Origin of the sequence: Streptacidiphilus sp. BW17 (assembly GCF_041262485.1) — a bacterium.
Lineage (GTDB): Bacteria > Actinomycetota > Actinomycetes > Streptomycetales > Streptomycetaceae > Streptacidiphilus.
Map to the genome: position 1 here is coordinate 35289 of NZ_JBGCCR010000019.1, position 20039 is coordinate 55327.

At 71.8% G+C, this 20039-nt stretch carries 18 protein-coding genes; 6 read left to right on the forward strand and 12 right to left on the reverse strand.

What is annotated here, in order from left to right:
* Positions 1 to 53 precede the first annotated feature (53 nt).
* The 3 genes from ABH940_RS22675 to ABH940_RS22685 all read right to left on the reverse strand — a co-directional run bounded on the left by ABH940_RS22675 (position 54) and on the right by ABH940_RS22685 (position 2229).
* Positions 54 to 959: a L,D-transpeptidase family protein gene (locus tag ABH940_RS22675; protein WP_370061639.1), complete on the reverse strand. Its 906-nt coding sequence runs from the start codon at positions 957 to 959 to the stop codon at positions 54 to 56.
* Positions 960 to 1280: 321 nt separating this feature from the next.
* Positions 1281 to 1724 (reverse strand): Zn-ribbon domain-containing OB-fold protein, encoded by a 444-nt coding sequence (locus ABH940_RS22680; protein WP_370106066.1) that lies wholly within the window; start codon positions 1722 to 1724, stop codon positions 1281 to 1283.
* A 49-nt stretch (positions 1725 to 1773) separates the two neighbouring features.
* Entirely contained in the window at positions 1774 to 2229 is a 456-nt protein-coding gene (locus ABH940_RS22685) for a DoxX family protein (RefSeq protein WP_370106089.1), read from the reverse strand.
* Positions 2230 to 2387: 158 nt separating this feature from the next.
* Between ABH940_RS22685 and ABH940_RS22690 the strand changes: the two genes are divergently transcribed.
* From ABH940_RS22690 to ABH940_RS22700, 3 genes are all read left to right on the forward strand, one after another.
* A complete protein-coding gene (locus ABH940_RS22690; RefSeq protein ID WP_370061644.1) occupies positions 2388 to 4556 on the forward strand; it encodes an acetate--CoA ligase family protein in 2169 nt (722 codons plus the stop codon).
* 41 nt (positions 4557 to 4597) lie between these two features.
* Complete coding sequence (locus ABH940_RS22695) at positions 4598 to 5398, forward strand: enoyl-CoA hydratase/isomerase family protein (RefSeq protein ID WP_370061899.1); 801 nt, start codon at positions 4598 to 4600, stop codon at positions 5396 to 5398.
* Positions 5399 to 5487: 89 nt separating this feature from the next.
* The gene (locus tag ABH940_RS22700; RefSeq protein WP_370061646.1) at positions 5488 to 6105 is read left to right on the forward strand and encodes a flavin reductase family protein; all 618 of its coding nucleotides are present in this window, start codon (positions 5488 to 5490) and stop codon (positions 6103 to 6105) included.
* A 143-nt stretch (positions 6106 to 6248) separates the two neighbouring features.
* Here ABH940_RS22700 and ABH940_RS22705 read toward each other — a convergent pair whose 3' ends face one another.
* From ABH940_RS22705 to ABH940_RS22720, 4 genes are read right to left on the reverse strand one after another with little or no spacing between them, the layout of a single operon-like run.
* Complete coding sequence (locus tag ABH940_RS22705) at positions 6249 to 7316, reverse strand: Zn-dependent alcohol dehydrogenase (protein ID WP_370106067.1); 1068 nt, start codon at positions 7314 to 7316, stop codon at positions 6249 to 6251.
* 22 nt (positions 7317 to 7338) lie between these two features.
* Positions 7339 to 8820, reverse strand: coding sequence for an aldehyde dehydrogenase (locus ABH940_RS22710; RefSeq protein ID WP_370106068.1), 1482 nt, complete (start codon positions 8818 to 8820; stop codon positions 7339 to 7341).
* A 40-nt stretch (positions 8821 to 8860) separates the two neighbouring features.
* Entirely contained in the window at positions 8861 to 10018 is a 1158-nt protein-coding gene (locus ABH940_RS22715) for an acyl-CoA dehydrogenase family protein (RefSeq protein WP_370061652.1), read from the reverse strand.
* Between the two features lie 20 nt (positions 10019 to 10038).
* Entirely contained in the window at positions 10039 to 10947 is a 909-nt protein-coding gene (locus tag ABH940_RS22720; protein ID WP_370061654.1) for an SDR family oxidoreductase, read from the reverse strand.
* Between the two features lie 104 nt (positions 10948 to 11051).
* On the opposite strand from ABH940_RS22720, the gene ABH940_RS22725 reads away from it, so the two are divergent.
* Positions 11052 to 11987 carry a cyclase family protein gene (locus ABH940_RS22725; protein ID WP_370061657.1) on the forward strand — a complete coding sequence of 312 codons (936 nt, stop codon included), beginning with the start codon at positions 11052 to 11054 and terminating at the stop codon, positions 11985 to 11987.
* A gap of 345 nt (positions 11988 to 12332) precedes the next feature.
* On the opposite strand, the gene ABH940_RS22730 is transcribed toward ABH940_RS22725, so the two are convergent.
* The 5 genes from ABH940_RS22730 to ABH940_RS22750 form a co-directional block, all read right to left on the reverse strand.
* Positions 12333 to 13379, reverse strand: coding sequence for a GDSL-type esterase/lipase family protein (locus ABH940_RS22730; protein ID WP_370106069.1), 1047 nt, complete (start codon positions 13377 to 13379; stop codon positions 12333 to 12335).
* Positions 13380 to 13436: 57 nt separating this feature from the next.
* Positions 13437 to 13895, reverse strand: coding sequence for an ATP-binding protein (locus ABH940_RS22735; RefSeq protein ID WP_370061661.1), 459 nt, complete (start codon positions 13893 to 13895; stop codon positions 13437 to 13439).
* A gap of 286 nt (positions 13896 to 14181) precedes the next feature.
* Complete coding sequence (locus tag ABH940_RS22740) at positions 14182 to 15087, reverse strand: acyl-CoA dehydrogenase family protein (RefSeq protein ID WP_370106070.1); 906 nt, start codon at positions 15085 to 15087, stop codon at positions 14182 to 14184.
* A 2-nt stretch (positions 15088 to 15089) separates the two neighbouring features.
* A complete protein-coding gene (locus tag ABH940_RS22745; RefSeq protein ID WP_370061665.1) occupies positions 15090 to 16238 on the reverse strand; it encodes an acyl-CoA dehydrogenase family protein in 1149 nt (382 codons plus the stop codon).
* A gap of 130 nt (positions 16239 to 16368) precedes the next feature.
* Entirely contained in the window at positions 16369 to 17598 is a 1230-nt protein-coding gene (locus ABH940_RS22750; protein ID WP_370061667.1) for an amidohydrolase family protein, read from the reverse strand.
* A 91-nt stretch (positions 17599 to 17689) separates the two neighbouring features.
* Between ABH940_RS22750 and ABH940_RS22755 the strand changes: the two genes are divergently transcribed.
* Positions 17690 to 18373, forward strand: coding sequence for an isochorismatase family protein (locus ABH940_RS22755; RefSeq protein WP_370061669.1), 684 nt, complete (start codon positions 17690 to 17692; stop codon positions 18371 to 18373).
* Entirely contained in the window at positions 18370 to 19959 is a 1590-nt protein-coding gene (locus ABH940_RS22760; RefSeq protein WP_370061671.1) for a class I adenylate-forming enzyme family protein, read from the forward strand. The genes ABH940_RS22755 and ABH940_RS22760 overlap by 4 nt, the downstream gene beginning before the upstream one ends.
* Positions 19960 to 20039 lie beyond the last annotated feature (80 nt).

Sequence of the window (20039 nt, forward strand, 5' to 3'; positions counted from 1 at the left end):
TAGGGACAGGATCGACGTGTCGTAGCTGTAGATCCCGGACAAAGCGCTTGCTGCTACTGGGCCAGCGAGGCCGCGTCGCCCATCACGATGACCGGGTGCTTGTTCGGGTCCAGGTCCCGGAGCAGTATCGCCATGTCCGGCTTGGCCAGCGCGACGCAGCCGTGCGTCGGGCCGCCGTGGTCGACGTGGACCCAGATGCCGCCGCCGCGCGACGTGCCCATCGGCCGCTCGGGGCTCAGCGGCGTGGTGCCGGGGACGTGGTTGTAGTTGATCGCGACCACGTAGTCGAACGCGTCGGCCAGCGACTCGCCCTCGAAGCCGGTGCCCGGTGACGTGAACGCCGTGGAGTGCAGGTACGGCAGCTTGGTGCCGGGGTTCGCGTCCAGACCGCCGGCGTCGGTCAGGCTGAAGACGCCGATCGGGCTGTGCAGGTCGCCCGCGTGGTGGTCGGTGGTCCAGCCGTCGAGGGCATTGCGGGCGGCCCAGGTCGGGCCGGCGAGCCAGCTGCCGTCGGCGGCACGGGTGTAGAGGACCGCGGTGCCGGTGTTCTGGTTCTTGCCCCTGCCGGTGACCAGCAGGACCTGCTGCGCGTCGGCGGGGACCTTGCTCAGGAAACCCTGGCCGAGGCCCGGCAGTTGCCGCAGCTCCGACGCGGGCGCGGCGCGGTCGGCGGAACGGGAGGAGTCCCCCTGACCCGTCCGCGCGGGCACCGGCGCCGCGCTGGCGGCCGCCTGCGCGTCGGCGCCGTCCGTGTGGTGGGGAGGCAGCAGACCGGCCACCGCCATCACCGCGACCGCTGCGACCGAGCCCACGCCGAGGAAGCTCGTACGACGCAGCCGCTTGCGCCGTGCCCGGGCACGGGCCGCCGCACGGGCCTGGGCGCGCGTGGGACGCGGGGCGCCCTCAGCCGCCGGGGCGGCCTGGTACGACGCGGAGCCGGTTCGGACGTGGCTGGACATAGAGGGGATCCTCGCAGCTGATCGACGTGACGCGGACCGTGGAGCCGCCGTGCAGCCACCCTTCGGGTCGTCCGCCGGCACCCTGCTGCGCCGGCATCACCCGCGTCACGCTACCCCCATCGAGTGATCACCAGCGGCAGCGGCATGCGGCGGCAAGCCCGTTTTTGAGCCCGGATCAGCCGACGGCACGCTCGTGCCCCGCGCCGCTGACGCACCGCCGACCGGGCCGGATCGCGGACGGTGTCCGTCCGCACACACATCACCCGATGTGTCTAAGCTCACAGCAGCCGCTCAGGTTCACGCCGTCACCCGGTCGCCCCGTCAGCTCACCCCCACCTCGGGACGGAAGACGGGGACCTTGGGACCCGGCTGACCGTCAGCCGCAAACGCCGCGAAGGCGACCAGAAGCGGCATACCGACCTGAAGACGCTTCGGTTCGCAGTCGACCAGCGTCGTCATCATCCGCGGGCCCTCCGCCAACTCGACCACTGCGGCGACATAGGGGACCCGCTCCCGGAACGGCGGCAGGTCGTTGGCGTGGACAACGGACCAGGTATAGAGCGTCGCCCGCCCGGTGGCAGGTTCCCAGCGGACGTCCTCGCTCCAGCAGTGCGGGCAGAACTCGCGCGGGTAGTGGTGCGCCCGGCCGCAGGCGGCGCAGCGGCGCAGCAGCAACTGCCCCGGAGAGGCGGCGGCAGCGTCCCAGTACGGCTGGGTGAAGGCGTCGGGTTCCGGCAGGTCGGTGCGGTGGGGCGCGGTCGTCACGGTGTCAGCTCCCGGAGTACGAAGGACGGCAAGGAACGAAAGCGGCGGGTCACGCGCCGAAGAGGTGGAGGACGCGGTCCAGCGACCAGCACTGCCAGCTCATGGCCAGCAGGCAGACCAGGGAGCCCAGCGCCATCATCAGGTTCTGCCCCTGCTCGGCCCAGTCGTGGATCATCAGCACGAAGTAGAGGAGGTTGAGCAGCAGCCCGCAGGCCAGCGCGATCGGGCTGAGGAGCCCGACGGTCAGCCCGAGGCCCAGCGCCAGCTCCGCGAAGACGACGACGTAGGCCATCGCCTTGGGCCTGGGCGCGACGATCCGCTCGAAGGAGGAGCGGACGAACGGCCAACGGTGGCGGGAGGCCACGTCCTTGGCCCAGTCGATGCCGGTGGAGCGCTGCAACCAGCCCTTCTTGTCCTTGTGCCGCCAGCTCTCCAGCCACCACAGCCCCAGGCCGATGCGGAGCACCGCGAACCACTGCCCGGCCGACAACCCGTACGTGTGCACCGTCTGCACCCGAAGTCACCCCTTGCGAGCTTCCGGCCAGGTTTACTGACGCTCCGTCAGTTGGCTGGCCCCGGACTCTTCCTGCAACGCTTCCCCGACAGTAATCTGATGGTACGTCAGATTCTCTTGCCCGCCCACAGTCAGGATCGGAGGCAGCCATGCGGGACCCGGACATCAACGCCGACCCCGACACCGACGTGAGCGGCCGGCCCCTGCGCCCGCGAACGGTCGACCTGGACCGCTTCTTCCGCCCCACCGCCGTCGCCGTCATCGGCGCGTCGGACACACCGGGCCGCCCCAACACCGGGATCACCCGGCAGTTGCGCGCCTGGTCGGAGCGGGTCGGCGCACGGATGCACGCGGTCAACCCCGGCCGGGAGACGGTCGACGGACTGCCCTGCTATCCCGACCTCGCGTCCATCCCGTCCGAGCCCGGCGAGGACCCGATCGACCTGGCGGTGATCCTGCTGGCCGACCCGGCCGCGGTGGTGCCGCAGTTGATCGAGGCCAAGGTGCGGTTCGCGGTCGCGTTCGCCTCCGGCTTCGCCGAGACCGGCGAGGAGGGCCAGGCGGCCCAGCTCCGCCTGGAGCAGTTGATCGCGGACGCGCCGACCGGGCTGCGGCTGCTCGGCCCGAACACCAACCTCAACGCGTTCGAGCGGTTCCGCGACGACCTGACCGGACCGGCCATCGCGCTGATCACCCAGAGCGGCCACCAGGGTCGTCCGCTCTTCACTCTCCAGGAGCTCGGCATCCGGCTGAGCCACTGGGCGCCGACCGGCAACGAGGCGGACCTCGAAGTCGCCGACTTCGTCCAGTGGTTCGCCGACCAGCCGGAGATCGGCGCGATCGCCGCCTACATCGAGGGGATCAAGGACGGTCGCGGCTTCCTGCTCGCCGCCGACCACGCGGCCCGGCGCGGCGTCCCGGTGGTCGCGGTCAAGGTCGGCCGCACCGACGAGGGCGCGCGGATGGCGCAGTCCCACACCGGCAAGCTGACCGGCGCGGACGACGTGGTGGACGCGGCGTTCAAGCAGTACGGCGTGATCCGGGTGGACGGACTGGACGAACTCCAGGACACCGCCGCCCTGTTGGCGCGGGCCAAGCCGCCGACGGCGCCGGGCGTGGTCGTCTACTCCATCTCCGGGGGGACCGGAGCACACCTCGCCGACATGGCCTCGTCGGCCGGACTCACCCTGCCGCGGCTCGGCCAGGCCAAGCAGGACGAGCTGCACCAGTGGATCCCCGAGTACCTGAGCGTGGCCAACCCCGTCGACAACGGCGGCCACCCGGTGGGCGACTGGCGTGGCCGGAAGATCCTCGACGCGATCCTGGCCGACCCCGACGTCGGCGTGCTGATCTGCCCGATCACCGGCCCTTTCCCGCCGATGAGCGACAAGCTGGCGCAGGACCTGGTCGAGGTCGCCGAGACGACGGACAAGCTGGTCTGCGTCATCTGGGGCTCGCCGCTCGGGACCGAGGAGGCGTACCGGACCACGCTGCTCGGTTCGTCGCGGGTCGCGGTCTTCCGCACCTTCGGCAACTGCGTCAAGGCGGTCGCGGCCTACCTGAAGCACCACGAGTTCGTCAGCGACTACCACTCCCCCTTCGACGCCGCGCCGAAGGAGTCCTGCGCGGGCAAGGCGAAGGCGCAGCGGGTGCTGAAGCCCGGTGAGCAGCTCAGCGAGTTCGCCGCCAAGCAACTGCTGCGCGCCTACGGAATCCGAGTGCCGCGCGAGCAACTGGTCAACAGCGCGGCGGGCGCGGTCCGGGCGGCCGGGGTGGTCGGCTACCCCGTGGTGCTCAAGGGATCGGCACCCGGTGTCGCCCACAAGACCGAGCTCGGCCTGGTCAAGGTCGGCCTCACCAGCGCCAGTCAGGTCCGCGACGCGTTCCGCGAGCTGACGGACAACGCGCGGGCGGCCGGGATACCCCGGCTGGACGGGGTGCTGGTCTGCCAGATGGTCGGCGCGGGGGTGGAGATGGTCGTCGGCATGGGCCGGGACGTCACCTTCGGCCCGACGGTGACGGTGGGCATGGGCGGCGTCTTCGTCGAGGTGCTGCGCGACACCGCCGTGCGGGTCCCCCCCTTCGGCCCTGCGGACGTCCACGCGATGCTGCGCGAACTGCGCTGCTGGCCCCTGCTGGAGGGCGTGCGCGGGCTGCCCCCGATGGACGTCGACGCGCTGGTGGACGTGGTGCTGCGGGTGCAGCGGATGGCGCTGGAACTCGGCGACGACCTGGGCGAGCTGGACATCAACCCGCTGGTGGTGCTGGAACGGGGCAAGGGAGCGGTGGCGTTGGACGCGTTGGCGGTGTGCCGGTGAGCGAGCGTGCGGTGAGCGAGCGTGCGGTGAGCGAGCGCGCGGTGAGCGAGCGCGCGGTGAGCGAGCTGCTGGTCGAGACGGTCGGTGGGATCAGGCGGCTGACGCTGAACCGGCCCGAGGCGCTGAACGCGATCACCGCCGCGATGCGGGAGCGGCTGATCACCGAGCTGGAGGCGGCGTCCGCCGATCCGGCCGTGCGGGTGGTCGTGCTGACCGGGGCCGGGCGGGCGTTCTGCTCCGGCGCGGACCTGAGCGGTGGTGCGGGAGGCGGCGAGCGGGTCGCCGGGGACGTGGCGCGGATGCTGCGGCGCGGCGTGCAGCGGATGGTCGCGGCCGTGCTGGACTGCGAGAAGCCGGTCCTCTGCGCGCTCAACGGCGTGGCGGCGGGCGTGGGGGCGCAGCTCGCGCTCGCCTGCGACCTGGTCGTCGCGGCGGAGAACGCCTCGCTGCTCCAGGTCTTCGCCAAGCGCGGGCTGGTACCGGACGGCGGCGCGGCCTATCTGCTGCCCCGGCTGGTCGGACCGCAGCGGGCCAAGGAGCTGCTCTTCTTCGGCGACAAGCTGCGGGCCGCGGACGCGGAACGGCTGGGCCTGGTCAACAAGGTCGTGCCCGCCGAGGAGCTGGAGAAGGCGGCGACGGAGTGGGCGGACCGGCTCGCCGCCGGTCCGACGCGCGCGTTCGCGCTGACCAAGGCGCTGGTCAACGCCTCGCTGGACGCCGACCGGGCGACCGCCTTCGAGGCGGAGGCGGTTGCCCAGGAGATCAACATGACGACGGCCGACGCCCAGGAGGGCGTGCGGGCGTTCGTCGAACGGCGGGGCGCCCGGTTCGAGGGACGCTGAGGCCGCCGCCGTCCCGGCGTTTGTGGTTTTCCTGACGGGATGACGTGCCGTCAGGTCTCATGGCAGTAGCAGAGCACCCGGAGGAATCCATGGGGCACGAAGGCATGGCGGTGGCGGCGGTCCGCTACCTGCGAGAGACCGGCGCGCCCTTGAGCGCCGGTCCGATGGCGACGCCGCTGCACGCGGTGGTCGAGGGCGAGCCCGAGCTGGAGGCGGACGCCCGCGCGATGCGCGAGGCGTTGGGGCACTTCGCGACCGGCATCACCGTGATCACCGCGGCGGCGGAGGACGGGTCCCCGGTCGGCTTCGCGTGCCAGTCCTTCGCCTCGCTGTCGCTGGATCCACCGCTGGTCTGCTTCAACGTGGCACGCACGTCGTCGAGTTGGCCGCGCATCGCGAGGGCGGGCGCGTTCTGCGTCAACGTGCTGGCTCATGACCAGCATGAGTTGTGTCGGTCCTTCGCGGTGAGTGCGTCGACGGGCGCGGACAAGTTCGCGGGTGTGGGGTGGGAACGGTCCGCGGCGACCGGATCGCCGCGGCTGGACGGGGCGTTGGCGTGGGTCGACTGCACGGTGCACGCCGTGCACACGGGTGGCGACCACCTGATCGTCCTGGGCCGGGTCCGCGAGTTGGCTGCGCCACGCGGCGGGGAGGCGGGGCCGTTGGTGTTCTACCGCAGCGGGTTCCGGCTCCTGCAAGAAGACTGAACACCTAGGGGCGCGAGGAACTGCGCGAGCAACCACCCTGTGCGGATGGCCCTGTCAGCTCGAGGACTCACCACACAGGGTGGCTTGCCGCGCAGCTCCCCGCGCCCCTGATAGGGCAACCACTTGCGGGAGCGAAAGGCCCCTCAGAAGGTCAGGACCGCGCGGGCGACCCCGCCCGTGTGCGTCGCCTCCGCCGCCTCCTCGAACGCCTCGACAGGGAACGTGCAGGTGACCAGCTCGTCGAGCAACAGGCGCCCCGCGCCGTACAGCTGGGCGTACCGGGCGATGTCACGCTGCGGTCGGGACGACCCGTACCGGCAGCCCAGGATGGACTTGTCCAGGAACAGCTCCGCCGGGCGGAACTGCGCCTCGGCCTCGACACCGGGCATGCCCAGCAGGACCGCCTGCCCATGCCGGTCGATCATGTCGATGGCCTGCCGGGTGAGCTTCGTCGGGCCGACGCACTCGAAGGCGTGGTCCACCCCGTACGGGACCAGCGCGCGGACCGCCGCCACCGTGTCGTCGACGGCGCGGGCGTCGACGAAGTCCGTCGCGCCGAAGGTGCGGGCGATGGACTCCTTCTCCGCCACCGCGTCGATGGCGATGATCCGCGAGGCGCCCGCGATCCGCGCGCCCTGGATGACGTTGAGGCCGATGCCGCCGCAGCCGATCACCGCGACGGTGTCGCCGATGTCCACCTTGGCGCGGTTCAGCACCGCGCCCACACCGGTCAGCACCCCGCAGCCGATCAGCGCCGCCGAGGTGAACGGGATGGCCGGGTCGATCGGTACCACCTGAACCGCCTTGACCACCGTCCGCTCCGCGAAGACGGACGTGGAGGCGAAGTTGTAGAGCGGCTGACCGTCCCGGGTGAACGGCTTGCCCGGCATGCCGATCGCCTTGCGGCACATGGTCGGCCGCCCGCGTCCGCACTCGCGGCAGGTGCCGCAGCTGGCGAGGGTGGAGAGGGCGACGTGGTCGCCCGGCTGGACGTGGGTCACCCCCTCGCCGACCGACTCGACCGTGCCCGCGCCCTCGTGCCCGAGGACCACCGGGACCGGGAAAGGGATGGTCCCGTCGATCACGGACAGGTCGCTGTGGCAGAGGCCCGCCGCCGCGATCTTCACTATGACCTCGCCCGGACCCGGCTCACGCACCGTCAGGTCGTCCACCACCTGTGGGGCCTTGCCGTCGAAGATGACGCCCTTCATGCTGATCCACTCCTTTGTTGGCTCAGGACTGCCAGACGACGGCCTGCTGCTCGCTGTAGGCGTGGAGACCGTAGGAGCCCCCGTCGCGGCCGACGCCGCTCTGCTTGAAGCCGCCGAACGGCGTCTCCGGGTGGCGCTGTGCGGTGTTGATGCCGACGTTCCCGGTGCGCAGCCGGGCGGCCAGCGCGTAGGCGCGAGCGGCGTCGGCGGTGAAGACGTAGTCGTAGAGGCCGAACTCGGTGGAGTTGGCGATGGCGATGGCCTCCTCCTCGTCGTCGAACGGGATCACCACGACGACCGGGCCGAAGACCTCCTCGCGGGCGATGGTCATCTCCGGGGTCACGTCGGCCAGCAGGGTCGGCGCGACGAAGAAGCCGGTGCCGGGCAGTTCGGCCGCGTCGGCGGTGTGCTCCTTGCGCGTCCCGCCGGTGACCAGGCGCGCGCCCTCGCCGATCGCGCCGGCGATGTAGCTCTCGACGCGGTCCCGGTGGACCGCCGAGACCACCGGGCCGACCACCGTCTTCGGCGACAACGGGTCGCCGACCGGCAGCCGTGCGGCGAACTGCGCCAAGCCGGCCACCACGTCGTCGTAGCGGGAGCGGTGGACCAGCGCGCGGGTCGGCGCGGTGCAGATCTGGCCCGAGTGGAACGCCCAGGTCGAGCCGATGGCCATGACCGCCTTGCCCAGGTCGGCGTCCTCCAGCACGATGGCCGCGCCCTTGCCGCCCAGCTCCATCAGCAGGCGCTTCATCGTCGCGCTGCCGTCGGTGGCGATCCGGCGGCCGACGGTGGTCGAGCCGGTGAAGCTGATCATGTCGACGTCGGGCGAGGCGACCAGCGCCGCACCGGCGGCCGAACCCGAGTCCGTCACCACGTTGAAGATCCCGGCGGGCGCGCCCGCCTCAAGGAATATCTCGCCCAACTTGAGGCAGGCCAGCGGGTCCTGCGGCGCGGGCTTGGCGACGACGGTGTTGCCCATCGCCAGTGCGGGCGCGAGCTTCCCGGCCAGGTTGACGATCGGGAAGTTGTAGGAGGTGATGCAGCCGACCACCCCGACGGGACGCCGCGCGGCGGCGGCGTTGGTCAGCCCGCCCGCCGCGAGCGGCGTCGCGGCAACCGGGTGCGCGGGGAAGGAGTCGACGGTCGGCTCCAGCGCGCCGCGCGCGTAGCGGCGGAACCGGTCGGCGACGACCGGCAGTTGCATGGCTCCGGCGACGCGGATGGTCGCGCCGGTCTCGGCTTGGAGCAGCGGCACGAAGTCCTCGGCGCGCTCCAGCACCAGGTCGGCGATCCGCTCCAGCAGGGCAGCCCGGGCGCTGGGCGAGGTGGCAGCCCAGTGCTTCTGCGCCCGCCGCGCGGCGGCGATCGCGGCGGCGACGTCCGTGGCGGACGCCTCGGGGGCGTGGCCGACCAGGGACTCGGTGCCGGGGTTGATGATCGGGTAGGTCCCGGCGCCGCCCTCGCGCCAGGTGTTGTCGATGAAGAGCCGGTGCTTGTCGGTCATGCGAAGCACGTCCTTCTGCATTGTGGGGCGTCGGCGCAGGTCAGCCTCGGGGCAGTCCGAGGACGCGCTCGGCGATGATGTTCCGCTGGATCTGGTCGCTGCCGCCGTAGATGGTGTCGGCGCGTGAGAAGAGCAGGGTGTGCTGGGCGGCCGTGAGCGGGTAGCCGTCGGCCTCATGGGGCCGACCGTCCGCGAACGCGCCGGGCAGGCCCTGGACCTGGACGGCCAGCTCGCCGAGCCGCTGGTGCCAGCCCGCCCACACCAGCTTGGCCACCGCCGCCGTGGCCGGCTCGGCCGTGCCGAGCGTGCGGAGCGCATTGGCCCGCATCACCTGGAGCTCCGCCCACTGGCGGGTCAGCGCCTCGCGCAGCACCGGGTCACGGTCCGCGCCGGTCAGCGCCGCCGCGCGCAGGACCGCGTCCAGGTCGCGCGCGTAACCGATCTGACGGCCCAACATGCCCGCGCCGCGCTCGAACGAGAGCAGCGTCATGGCGATCCGCCAGCCGTCGCCGACCGCGCCGAGCACGTCGACGGCACGGGCCTGGTCGAAGAAGACCTCACTGAACTCGCTGACGCCGTTGAGCTGCCGGATCGGGCGGACCTCGATCCGCGGGCCCTGGTCCATGGGGAGCAGCAGCAGGCTGAGGCCGGCGTGGCGCTGCGAGCCGGGCTCGGTCCGGGCCAGGACGAAGCACCAGTCCGCCCACTGCGACAGCGAGGTCCAGGTCTTCTGCCCGGTGACCAGCCAGTCCCCGGAACCGTCCCCGGCCGGGACCGCCGAGGTCCGGACGGCCGCCAGATCCGAGCCCGCGCCAGGTTCGCTGTAGCCCTGGCACCAGATCGCCTCGCCCGAGGCGATGCCCGGCAGGTAGCGCTCGCGCTGCTGGTCCGTGCCGTGGGCCAGCAGCGTCGGGGCGAGCAGTTGCTCGCCCACGATGCCGAGCGGGTCCGGGGCCTGGGCACGGGCGTACTCCTCGAACCAGACGACCTGTCGGGTCAGGCTGCCGTCCGGCCAGCCCAGGCCGATCCAGCCGCCCGCGCCCAGCTCCCGTTCCCAGGCCCGGCGTCGCCCGGCGTCCTCGGGGGTCTTGACCCCGCGCAGGTCGGCGAACGCACCGCCCGGACCGAGCCGTGCGGCAAACCACTCCCTCGCGCGTGCGCGGAACTCCTCGTCCGCCGCCTCGAACCCGAAATCCATCGCCAACCACCCGCCGTCCGCTACGCGTTGGGACGCTCGTCGGAGGCGGCGGCCTTGGCCATCGCCTCCAGCTGCGCCAGCATCGGCATCGGGTCGACGCCGACGGTGCCGGGGAGGAAGTCGGCGATGCGCTCCGGCGTCCAGCTGCCCGACTCCGCGTACATCGCCCGGAGTTCGCGGGGCTGCGCCCAGACCGCGATCTTCGGACCGGCCACGGTGTAGACCTGGCCGGTGATCTCCCTGGCCTGTGTGGAGAGCAGGTAGACCACCAGCGCCGCCACGTCCTCCGGCTCGCCGATCTCCTTGAGCTCCATCGGGACGTTGGCCGACATCCGGGTGCGCGCCACCGGGGCCACGCAGTTGGCCGTCACGCCGTACTTGTTCAGCCCCAGGGCCGCGCTGCGGACCAGCGAGATGATGCCGCCCTTGGCCGCGCTGTAGTTGGCCTGGCTGACCGACCCCTGGTGGTTGCCGCTGGTGAAGCCGATCAGCGTGCCGCCGCCCTGCTTGCGCATCAGCGCGGAGGCGGCGCGGAAGACGGTGAAGGTGCCCTTGAGGTGGGTGGCGATGACCGGGTCCCACTCCTCCTCGGACATGTTGAAGAGCATCCGCTCGCGCAGGATGCCGGCCACGCAGACCACGCCGTCGAGCCGCCCGAAGGCCTCTACGGCCGCGCGCACGACGCGTTCGCCGCCCGCCATGGTGGCGATGTCGTCGGCGACGGCGATCGCCTCGCCGCCCGCCGCCTCGATCTCCTTGATCACCTCGTCCGCCACCTCGCTGGTCGGTGCGGAGCCGTCGATGCCGACGCCGTAGTCGTTGACCACGACCTTCGCGCCCTCGGCGGCACAGGCGAGCGCCACCGCACGCCCGATGCCGCGTCCGGCCCCGGTCACCGCAACCACCTTGTCGCGCAGGAATTCAGCCACGCCGTACCCCTCCTCAAGAATCTGACGGACCGTTAGATTCTAGGAGCGAGAAGAGACGAACGGGAAGAGACCTTCGAGGAGATCGGGAAGAGGAGGCGAAGCGCATGCCCGCACCCAGCGACTTCGAGGCGTTCCGGGACATCGCCAAGCGCATCTCCAACTGGGGACGCTGGGGCGCCGAGGACGAGATCGGCACGCTGAACCTGATCACGCCGGAGGTCGTCCGCGCCGCGGCCGCCTGCGTCCGCACCGGCAAGCGGTTCGAGCTCGCCCTGCCGTTGCAGCAGCAGGGCGTGCAGAACGGGATGATCCCGGGCCGGGTCAACCCGCTGCACAGCCTGGTCGCGCTCAACTTCGAGATGTTCGGGCCGGGTTCCATCGCCACAAGCGACGACGTGGCCACGCTCGGCCTGCAGGCGGGCACCCACTGGGACGGCCTCGGCCATGTCAGCCACGGCGGCCGGATCTACAACAACCGCCCCGCCGACTCCATCAACGCCCAGGAGGGCGCCACCCGCTCCGGCATCGAGAAGACGACGCCGCTGGTCACCCGCGGCGTGCTGCTGGACATCGCCCGCGTGCACGGCGTCGGCCGGCTGCCCGCCGACCACGTGGTCACCCCCGAGGACCTGGACGCGGCGGAGGAGGCGGCCGGGACGCAGGTCCGGGCCGGGGACGTGGTGCTGATCCGGACCGGCCAGATCCAGCTCTACCTGGGCGGCGACCGCGACGCCTACGCCTTCCCCTCTCCCGGCCTCGGCCTGCGCTGCCCCGAGTGGTTCCACGACCGGGACGTGGTGGCCGTGGCCAACGACACGCTCACCTTCGAGATCTTCCCGCCCGAGATCGAGGGCCTCTATCTGCCCGTCCACGCCCTGGATCTGGTGGAGATGGGCATGATGCAGGGCCAGAACTGGAACCTGGAGGGGCTGGCGGCGGACTGCGCCGAGGACGGCGTCCACGAGTTCCTGCTCGCCGCACCGCCGGAGCCGTTCACGGGCGGCGTGGGCGCGCCGGTGGCGCCGATCGCGGTGAAGTAACGCTCACACAGCGGCTCTCGGTGGTTCGGGGGTGGCGCGGCGCCGTGCGCGGTTCTTCTCCACGCGGCACGGCGCCCCGCCACCTCTCCCCCGACCTGCGGTCGGGGGCGCCCCCGTCGACGCCTGGACCCTGACCAGCGTCGACACGATTCGCACTCGCCAAGGATGCGGGCAGCACAACGGACCGGGCGCCCTTGACGTCCCCTCGCAACGAATCGCTGAATCCAAGCGTGATCAGGCGGACACTTCACGTCAATGGCTTGTCCGGAATTCGGATTGGTTGCGTACGGTTTGAGACTTCATCCGTTCGTTGCCGTATCCGGAGTCAAACCTGCTGCAACACCGTCACCCGCCGGTCTCGGCCGCGGCGTATCGGCGTCCCATCTCCTGCTGGTGTGCGGCGTCCGGGTGCAGACCGTCCGGCAGCACGCCGCGGGCGGCGTCCGCAGCGGAGCAGAGTTTGCGGCCGTCCGTCCAGGTCAGCGCGGTGTCGCCGCGTTTGCGGAGCAGTTCCACGGCGCGCTGGAGCGCGCCGCGCAGCTGAGAGAGCGTGAGATCACCGAAGCGCTCCAGCATTCCGTCCGCAAGTTCGGTCTCTCGTTCGCCGCCGAACACCGGTCCGACAACGGTGATCGGAAGATCGGGTCGACGGGAGCGAATTTCGGCCAACAGCCCGTGCACAGCGGGCGCGAAGGTTCGTTCGCGCAGAGCAGCCGTGTTGTAGACGTTGATACCGAGTTCCAACGTCATGAAATCGGCTGGGTGTTTTGCCAGCATTCGCCCGACCAGCGGGTCGAGCAGGCAGCCGCCACCGTAACCGAGATTGGTCAGGTTGCGGTCGAGCAGCCGTGCCGCCGTGGCCGGCCAGGTCTGCGTCGGGGTGGCGGCACAGCCGTGGGTGATGCTGCTGCCGTAGACGGTCCAGCGTGGGCGCGCGTCGGGCGAGGGGTGCAGCGCCGCGCCGTCGAGCGCACGCAGTCCGCGCAGCCGTACGGCGGGCGCGATGGGCAACGCGATCTCGACGTCCTTCGTCCCGGCGGGCAGCCCGCCGAAGACCGCTCCGGCCACGCCGAGCGCGGTGGAGCGCACCAGCTCGCCGTCGACGGACAGGTCGCACCAGGCCTCGAAGACCGGACCGCCCTGGAGTTGCACGGACTCCGCATCCAGCAGCAGCCGGGTGGACGCGGTGCGCACCCTCAGCCGGACGCCGCTCGGGCACATGGCGGGCAGCACCACCGCCGGGTGGTGCAGGTCGAGATCGGCGACGGGCAGCCGCCAGGGCAACGCCCAGGACCGGTCGGCGGCCCACTCGATGTCGATGACGCCTTCGAGTGCGCGGACGACCTCCGTCGCGTCCCACGAAGTCGCAGCCGACGAGGTCGTAGCGTTCACCCCGTCCCCGTTCCCGCTCTGTCTGTCGATCAACCGCGCCACGCCACCTGCTGGTTGTCAGAGCTCTGCGGCCAGCAGGGCCTCGGTGTCGAAGGCGAGCCCGGCGGCCGGGCACTCGGCGTCCGGCGCCAGTTCGCACCAGACCCGCTTGCCGCTGCCGTCCGGGAACCAGCCCCAACGGGCCGTCAGAAAACTGACCAGCTCCAGCCCGCGTCCGTTGGTCGACTCGTCGGCGGCGGCACGCGGCGCGGGCGGCACGTCGGAGGCGTCGGTGACCTCGATCCGGACCGGCCGGTGCCCGGCGTCGCCGCCGACGGGGAAGACCAACCGGAGCACGGCCGGCGAACCCGTGTGCACCACCGCGTTGGTGACCAGTTCAGAGACGACCAGGACCAGGGTCTCCGCGATCGGGGCGTCCGGCGCGAAGCCGCAGCCGGTGAGACGGCTACGCGCCCAACGGCGGGCGCGACCCACTTCTGCCGGGTCGGCCTGGACCGCCGTCTGGACCTGAAGCACCTGTGCCTGCACCTGCACTCGTCACACCACCCGTGCTTGCGGGATCAACCGGGCCGAGCGACCGCGCGAGCCGCGTACCGGCGCGTTTGCGTCCAAGGATGATCCGGCGCCATGCCGACCCGCATGGTCTTCGGGCATATTCCAGTCGAGGAGCCGCCCGGAGGTGCATACTGCCCCGGCCGCTCCGCAACCCAGGACGCACTGCTTGCTGCGCACTCCCGTGAGCGTAATCGACGCGCGCCGCGACGCCCGGAAACTGGGGGGCGTCGCGGCAAAACCACCCTTCCTACAAGTGTTCAGCAAGCCCGTCGGCCAGCCCGGTGGCCAACTGGTCGAGGCACCGGTCGCGGTCAGCGCAGGCCTGCTCCCAGGCCCAGGCCCGCTTGAGCAGCAGGTGCACCGAGGCCTCCCAGGTGAACCCCATACCGCCGTGGACCTGCAGACAGTCCCGCGCGCCGTGCACCGCCGCGTCGTCCGCGAGCAGCTTGGCCCCCGCGATCTCGTCGGCGTCGCCGGAGACCGCCGCGGCGTAGACGGCGACCCGGGCCAGCTCGGCGCGCGCCAGCATGTCGGCGCACAGGTGTTGCACGGCCTGGAACGCACCGATCGGCTGTCCGAACTGCTCGCGCTGCTGGGCGTAGCGGACGGCGTCCGCGACCGTGCGGGCGGCGAGTCCCGCCTGGAGCGCGGCGGTCAGCAGGGTCGCCTCGGCGGCGATGCGGTGCGCGGTGGGTGGGTCGAGGCGCTGTCGCGGGGCGGGGAGCGGTCCGGTGACGCGCCAGAGCGGTGTCTGCGGGTCGACGGCGCGGGCGGGTTCGGCGTCGAGCGTCTCGGGGCCGAAGACCGTCAACTCGTGGTCGTCCAGGAGCAGAACCTGGGCGAGCGTCGGCAGGTGCGGGACGAGCAGCGTGCCGCGTGCGGGGACGCGGACCACCTCGGCGCGGCCGGTCAGCCCGAGCGTGGCGGCCAGTTCCGTGCCGACCAAGGGCCCGGGGACGAGGGCGCGCCCGGCCTCCTCGAAGGCGAGGACCGCCTCCGGCAGCCCGAGCCCGACCCCGCCGTCCGCCTCCGGCAGGCGCAGCGTGAAGAGTCCGACGTCGACCAGCTCGCTCCACTCGACGCCGCCACCCTTCAGGACGTCGCGCAGGCCCGCTTGGAGGGCGCGCTGGTCGTCGGTCAGTTGGAAGTGCATCGTCACCGTCCCTTCGGCAGGCCCAGAATGCGCTGGGCGACGATGGTGCGCTGGATCTGCGAGGTCCCGGCGGCGATGGTGTAGGAGAGGCCCTGCAACCGCTGCGCCGTCCACGGCCCGTCCACCAGCGCCTCCGCGCCGACGACGCGGGCGGCCAGGTCCTGGAGACGCTGCCGCGACTCGCTGAACCGCAGCTTGAACACGCTCCCGCCCGCGCCCGGCACCCCGCGCGACGCGGCCTCGGACACGTTCCACTGCACCAGCCGCCACAGCGCGGTGAACTCCGCGGCGAGCGTGGCGAGCGCGCGGCGGAGTTCCAGGTCGTCCCAGGCGCCGTTCTGCCGTGCGACGCGGGCGAGTTCACGCACCTCGCGCTGACAGGCGACGGCCTCGCCGGCGAAGGCCGTCCCGCGCTCGAAGGAGAGGGTGACCATGGTGACCCGCCACCCGTCGTTCTCCTCCCCGACCCGGTTGGCGACCGGCACCCGCACCTCGTCGAGGAACAGCTCGGCGAACTCGGTCGTCCCGGCCAGCGTCCGCAACGGCCGGACGGTGACTCCCGGGCTGTCCATCCGCATCGCCAGCCAGCTGATGCCCCGGTGCTTGGGCGCGTCGGGGTCCGTGCGGACCAACAGCTCGCACCAGTCGGCGACTTCGGCGTGCGAGGTCCAGATCTTGCTGCCGGTGACGACGTAGTCGTCCCCGTCCCGGACGGCCCGGGTGCGGAGGGCGGCGAGGTCGCTGCCCGCGCCGGGTTCACTGAACCCCTGGCACCAGATCTCGTCCCCGCGCAGGATCGGCGGCAGGAAGCGCGAACGCTGTGCGGGGGTGCCTTCCGCGGCGATGGTGGGCCCGGCGTGCAGCAGGCCGACGAAGTTGGCCCCGACGTAGGGCGCGCCCGCGCGCTCGGTCTCCTCAAGGAAGATCAGGTGCTCGGACGGCGAGGCGCCACGGCCTCCGGCGTCCTTTGGCCAGTGGATGCCGGCGTACCCGGCGTCGAACAGTCGCCGCTGCCAGGCCGTGTCGTAGGAACGGCGGCCCGGCCAGTCGGAGGGATCTGGAGGTGCCGGGAGTTCGGGGAGGGTCTTGCCGAGCCATTCGCGAAGACGACGACGGTAGTCAGCCTCGTCCGCTGTATCGCTGAGCTGCACCTGTGCACTCTCCTTGTGCTGCAGCCACCAGGGGCGCGGGGAACTGCGCGAGACACCACCCTGTGCGGATGGCCCTGACCGTTCGGCGCGCCAACTAGGTGGGTGGCTTGTCGCGCAGTTCCCCGCGCCCCTAAAGAGCCCGTCCGTTGGCGTCGAGGTGCTTGTCCAGGTCCAGCCCCAGCATGCGGATCGCGTTGCCGCGCAAAACCTTGTACACAACCTCCGGCGCCAAGCCGGCCATGTGCTCCGCCGCGACGGCCTTCGTCTCCGGCCAGGTCGAGTCGACGTGCGGGTAGTCCGTCTCGAAGGTCACGTTGTCCACGCCCACCGTGTCCAGCGAGGCCACCCCGTGCCGGTCACGGAAGAAGCAGGCGAAGATCTGCCGGTAGTAGTACGTCGACGGCGGCTCGGGGATGACGTCCCGGACCCCGCCCCACGCGCGGTGCTCGCGCCAGACGTCGTCCGCCCGCTCCAGGGCGTAGGGGATCCAGCCCATCTGGCCCTCGCTGTACGCGAGCTTGAGCCTCGGGAACTTCACCAGCACGCCCGAGAAGAGGAAGTCCGTCATCGACGCCATCGCGTTGTTGAAGCTCAGCGTCGCCTGCACGGCCGGAGGCGCGTCCGGGGAGGCGGCCGGCATCTGCGAGGACGAGCCGATGTGCATGTTGACCACCGTGCCGGTCTCCTCGCAGACCGCGAAGAACGGGTCCCAGTAGCCGGAGTGGATCGACGGCAGGCCCAGATAGGTCGGGATCTCGCTGAAGGTCACCGCCCGCACGCCCCGCGCCGCGTTGCGCCGGATCTCGGCGACGGCCAACTCCACGTCCCAGAGCGGTATCAGGCACAGCGGGATCAGGCGGCCGCCGCTGTCGCCGCACCACTCCTCGACCATCCAGTCGTTGTAGGCGCGCACGCAGGCCAGCGCGACCTCCTTGTCCTTCGCCTCCGCGAAGGTCTGGCCGCAGAACCGGGGGAAGGTCGGGAAGCACAGGGACGCCTCGACGTGGTTGTTCTCCATGTCCTCGATGCGCGCCTTGGGGTCCCAGCAGCCGCGCCGCATCTGGTCGCGGGTGATGCCGTCCAGCGTCATCTCGTCGCGGCTGAAGCCGACGGCGGCGATGTTGCGCTTGTACGGGAACTGGAGGTCCTCGTAGATCCACCAGTCGGTCGGCGGTCCGTCGGGGTCCATGCTGATCCGGTACTTGCCGCCCACGTACTCCAGTTGACCGATCCCGGCGCGGAGCGGCTGCGGGCCGCGCTCGCGGTACTTGGCCGGCAGCCACGTGTCGAAGAGATGCGCCGGTTCGATCACGTGGTCGTCGACGCTCACCACCATCGGAAGTTCGGCGGAGTTATCCATGCGAGGCACCCTCTCCACAACCCTTTACCTGACGGTCCGTCAGATTCAGACTAATGACGGACAGCTGAAGCGGCAAGCGAGCGAGGACCGGATGGGTGTAAACGGAAAGAATCGGCTCGATCAGCTACTCGACCGACTGCTCGACCCGGCGCACACCGCCGTCATCACCTGCGAGTGCCAGCAGGGTGTGCTCGGCGAGGGGGCCGTCTTCCCGGCGCTGGCCGAGGCCGCCGCCAAGACCGGACTGGTGGAGCACGTCCGGCTACTCTGCGAGGCCGCCCGCCGGGCCCGCGTGCCCGTCGTCCACTGCACCGCCGAGCGCCGCGCGGACGGGTTGGGCGCCAACACCAACGCCCGGCTCTTCGCCGCCGCCGCGCGCACGCCCTTCGACCCGGCGCTGCACGCGGGCATCGGCGCGGATCCGGAGCGCGACCTGGTCCTCCCCCGGCTGCACGGCCTCGGTCCGTTCCAGGACACCGGGTTGGCGTCCGTGCTGCGCAATCTCGGGGCCACGACCGTCGTCGTCACCGGCGTCTCGGTCAACGTCGCGCTGCTGGAGCTGACCCTGGGCGCGGTCGACGCCGGACTGCAGGTGGTGATCCCGACCGACGCGGTCGCCGGGACCCCGCCCGAGTACGCGGAGGCCGTGCTGGCCAACACCCTCGCCCTCGTCGCCACCCTCACCGACACCGCCGGCGTGGCGGCCGTGCTCGCCGCCGGAGCTGCCGAAGCCGCCGGATCAGCCACAACAGCTGGAGCAAGGAGAGACTCGTGACCATCGCCGACGCCGGATCGCTGTGGGACCTGCTGGAACAACGCGTCGCGGCCACGCCGGACGCGCCGATGCTGATCCAGACCGCCGACGCCGCCGACACGGCCAACACCGCCGACCCCGCGGGCGAGCCGGACCGGCGGCTGACCTACCGTCAGGTGCGGGACCGCGCGGAGCGGATCGCGGCGGGACTGCGCGCCGAGTACGGGATCGAGGACGGCACGCCGGTGGCCTGGCAGTTGCCGACGCGGATCGAGACCGTGCTGGTCTCCCTCGCGCTGTCCCGGCTCGGCGCGGTGCAGACGCCGATCATCGCCATCTACCGGGGCGCGGAGGTCGGCCACATCCTCGGTGAGTCCGCCGCGCGGCTCTACCTCGTCCCCGGCGTCTGGCGCGGTTTCGACTACGTCAAGATGGCCGAGGAGCTGACCCGGGGCTGGGAACGGCCACCGGCCGTCCGCGTCCTGTACGACGACGCCGACCTGCCCGACGGCGACCCGGCCACCCTGCCGCCCGCGCCGCGCGCGGACCTCACCGACGCGCACGCGCCGGTGCGGTGGGTCTACTACACCTCCGGCATCACCTCCGCGCCCAAGGGCGCCCGGCACACCGACCGGACGCTGATCGCGGGCGGCAGCGGCTTCGCGCGGGCGCTGGACATGGGCCCGGACGACGTCGGCTCGATCGCCTTCCCCTACGCGCACATCGGCGGTCCCGACTACCTGGTCGCGCTGCTGGTGCACGGCTTCCCGGCGCTGCTGCTGGAGGTCTTCGCGCTGCCGGACGTGCTGCCCACGTACCGGCGCAACGGCGTGACCATGGCGGGCGGCAGCACCGCGTTCTACTCCGCGTTCCTGGCCGAGCAGCGCAGACTGCCGCCGGGCGAGCGGCTGATACCGACCCTGCGGATCATCTCCGGCGGCGGCGCGCCGATGCCGCCCGAGCTCTACCGGGAGGTCACCGAGGAGATGGGCGTCGTCCTCGCGCACGGCTACGGCATGACCGAGGCCCCCGCCATCACCATGGGCTCACCCCGGGACACCCCCGAGCAGCTGGCCCACACCGAGGGCCACCCGGTGCGCGGCTGCGAGGTCCGGGTCGTCGACGGCGAGATGTGGCTGCGCGGCCCGATGGTCTGCCGCGGCTACACGGACGCCGGACTCACCGCCGACGCGTTCACCGCCGACGGCTGGTTCCGTACGGGTGACCTGGGCCACGTCCGTCCCGACGGGCACGTCCGGCTGACCGGCAGGCTCAAGGACATCATCATCCGCAAGGGGGAGAACATCTCCGCCAAGGAGATCGAGGACCTGCTCTACCAGGACCCGCGCGTCGGCGACGTCGCCGTGATCGGCCTGCCGGACGCCGTGCGCGGCGAACGCGTCTGCGCGGTGGTGGAACGGAAGCCGGGCGTCGAACCGCCGACGCTGGCCGACGTGGCGGCGCGGCTACGGGCGGCGGGGCTCATGACGCAGAAGATCCCGGAGCAGCTGGAGGTCGTCGACGCGTTGCCGCGCAACGAGACACTGCGGAAGGTGCTGAAGCACCGGCTGCGGGACATGTTCGCCGCGCTGCCGTGGGAGGGGTAGTCGGGTGAGGGTAACCCCGCCGACCGACTGTTCGGGGTTCATCCGCGGGTATGAAGACGCTGTCAATCGGCTGAGTAGGC

Bases quoted from the DNA above. Each gene is read 5' to 3' on its own strand.
- ABH940_RS22675 (WP_370061639.1), bottom strand. From the start codon at position 959: ATGTCCAGCCACGTCCGAACCGGCTCCGCGTCGTACCAGGCCGCCCCG.
- ABH940_RS22690 (WP_370061644.1), top strand. From the start codon at position 2,388: ATGCGGGACCCGGACATCAACGCCGACCCCGACACCGACGTGAGCGGC.
- ABH940_RS22700 (WP_370061646.1), top strand. From the start codon at position 5,488: ATGGGGCACGAAGGCATGGCGGTGGCGGCGGTCCGCTACCTGCGAGAG.
- ABH940_RS22705 (WP_370106067.1), bottom strand. From the start codon at position 7,316: ATGAAGGGCGTCATCTTCGACGGCAAGGCCCCACAGGTGGTGGACGAC.
- ABH940_RS22710 (WP_370106068.1), bottom strand. From the start codon at position 8,820: ATGACCGACAAGCACCGGCTCTTCATCGACAACACCTGGCGCGAGGGC.
- ABH940_RS22715 (WP_370061652.1), bottom strand. From the start codon at position 10,018: ATGGATTTCGGGTTCGAGGCGGCGGACGAGGAGTTCCGCGCACGCGCG.
- ABH940_RS22725 (WP_370061657.1), top strand. From the start codon at position 11,052: ATGCCCGCACCCAGCGACTTCGAGGCGTTCCGGGACATCGCCAAGCGC.
- ABH940_RS22740 (WP_370106070.1), bottom strand. From the start codon at position 15,087: ATGCACTTCCAACTGACCGACGACCAGCGCGCCCTCCAAGCGGGCCTG.
- ABH940_RS22750 (WP_370061667.1), bottom strand. From the start codon at position 17,598: ATGGATAACTCCGCCGAACTTCCGATGGTGGTGAGCGTCGACGACCAC.
- ABH940_RS22755 (WP_370061669.1), top strand. From the start codon at position 17,690: ATGGGTGTAAACGGAAAGAATCGGCTCGATCAGCTACTCGACCGACTG.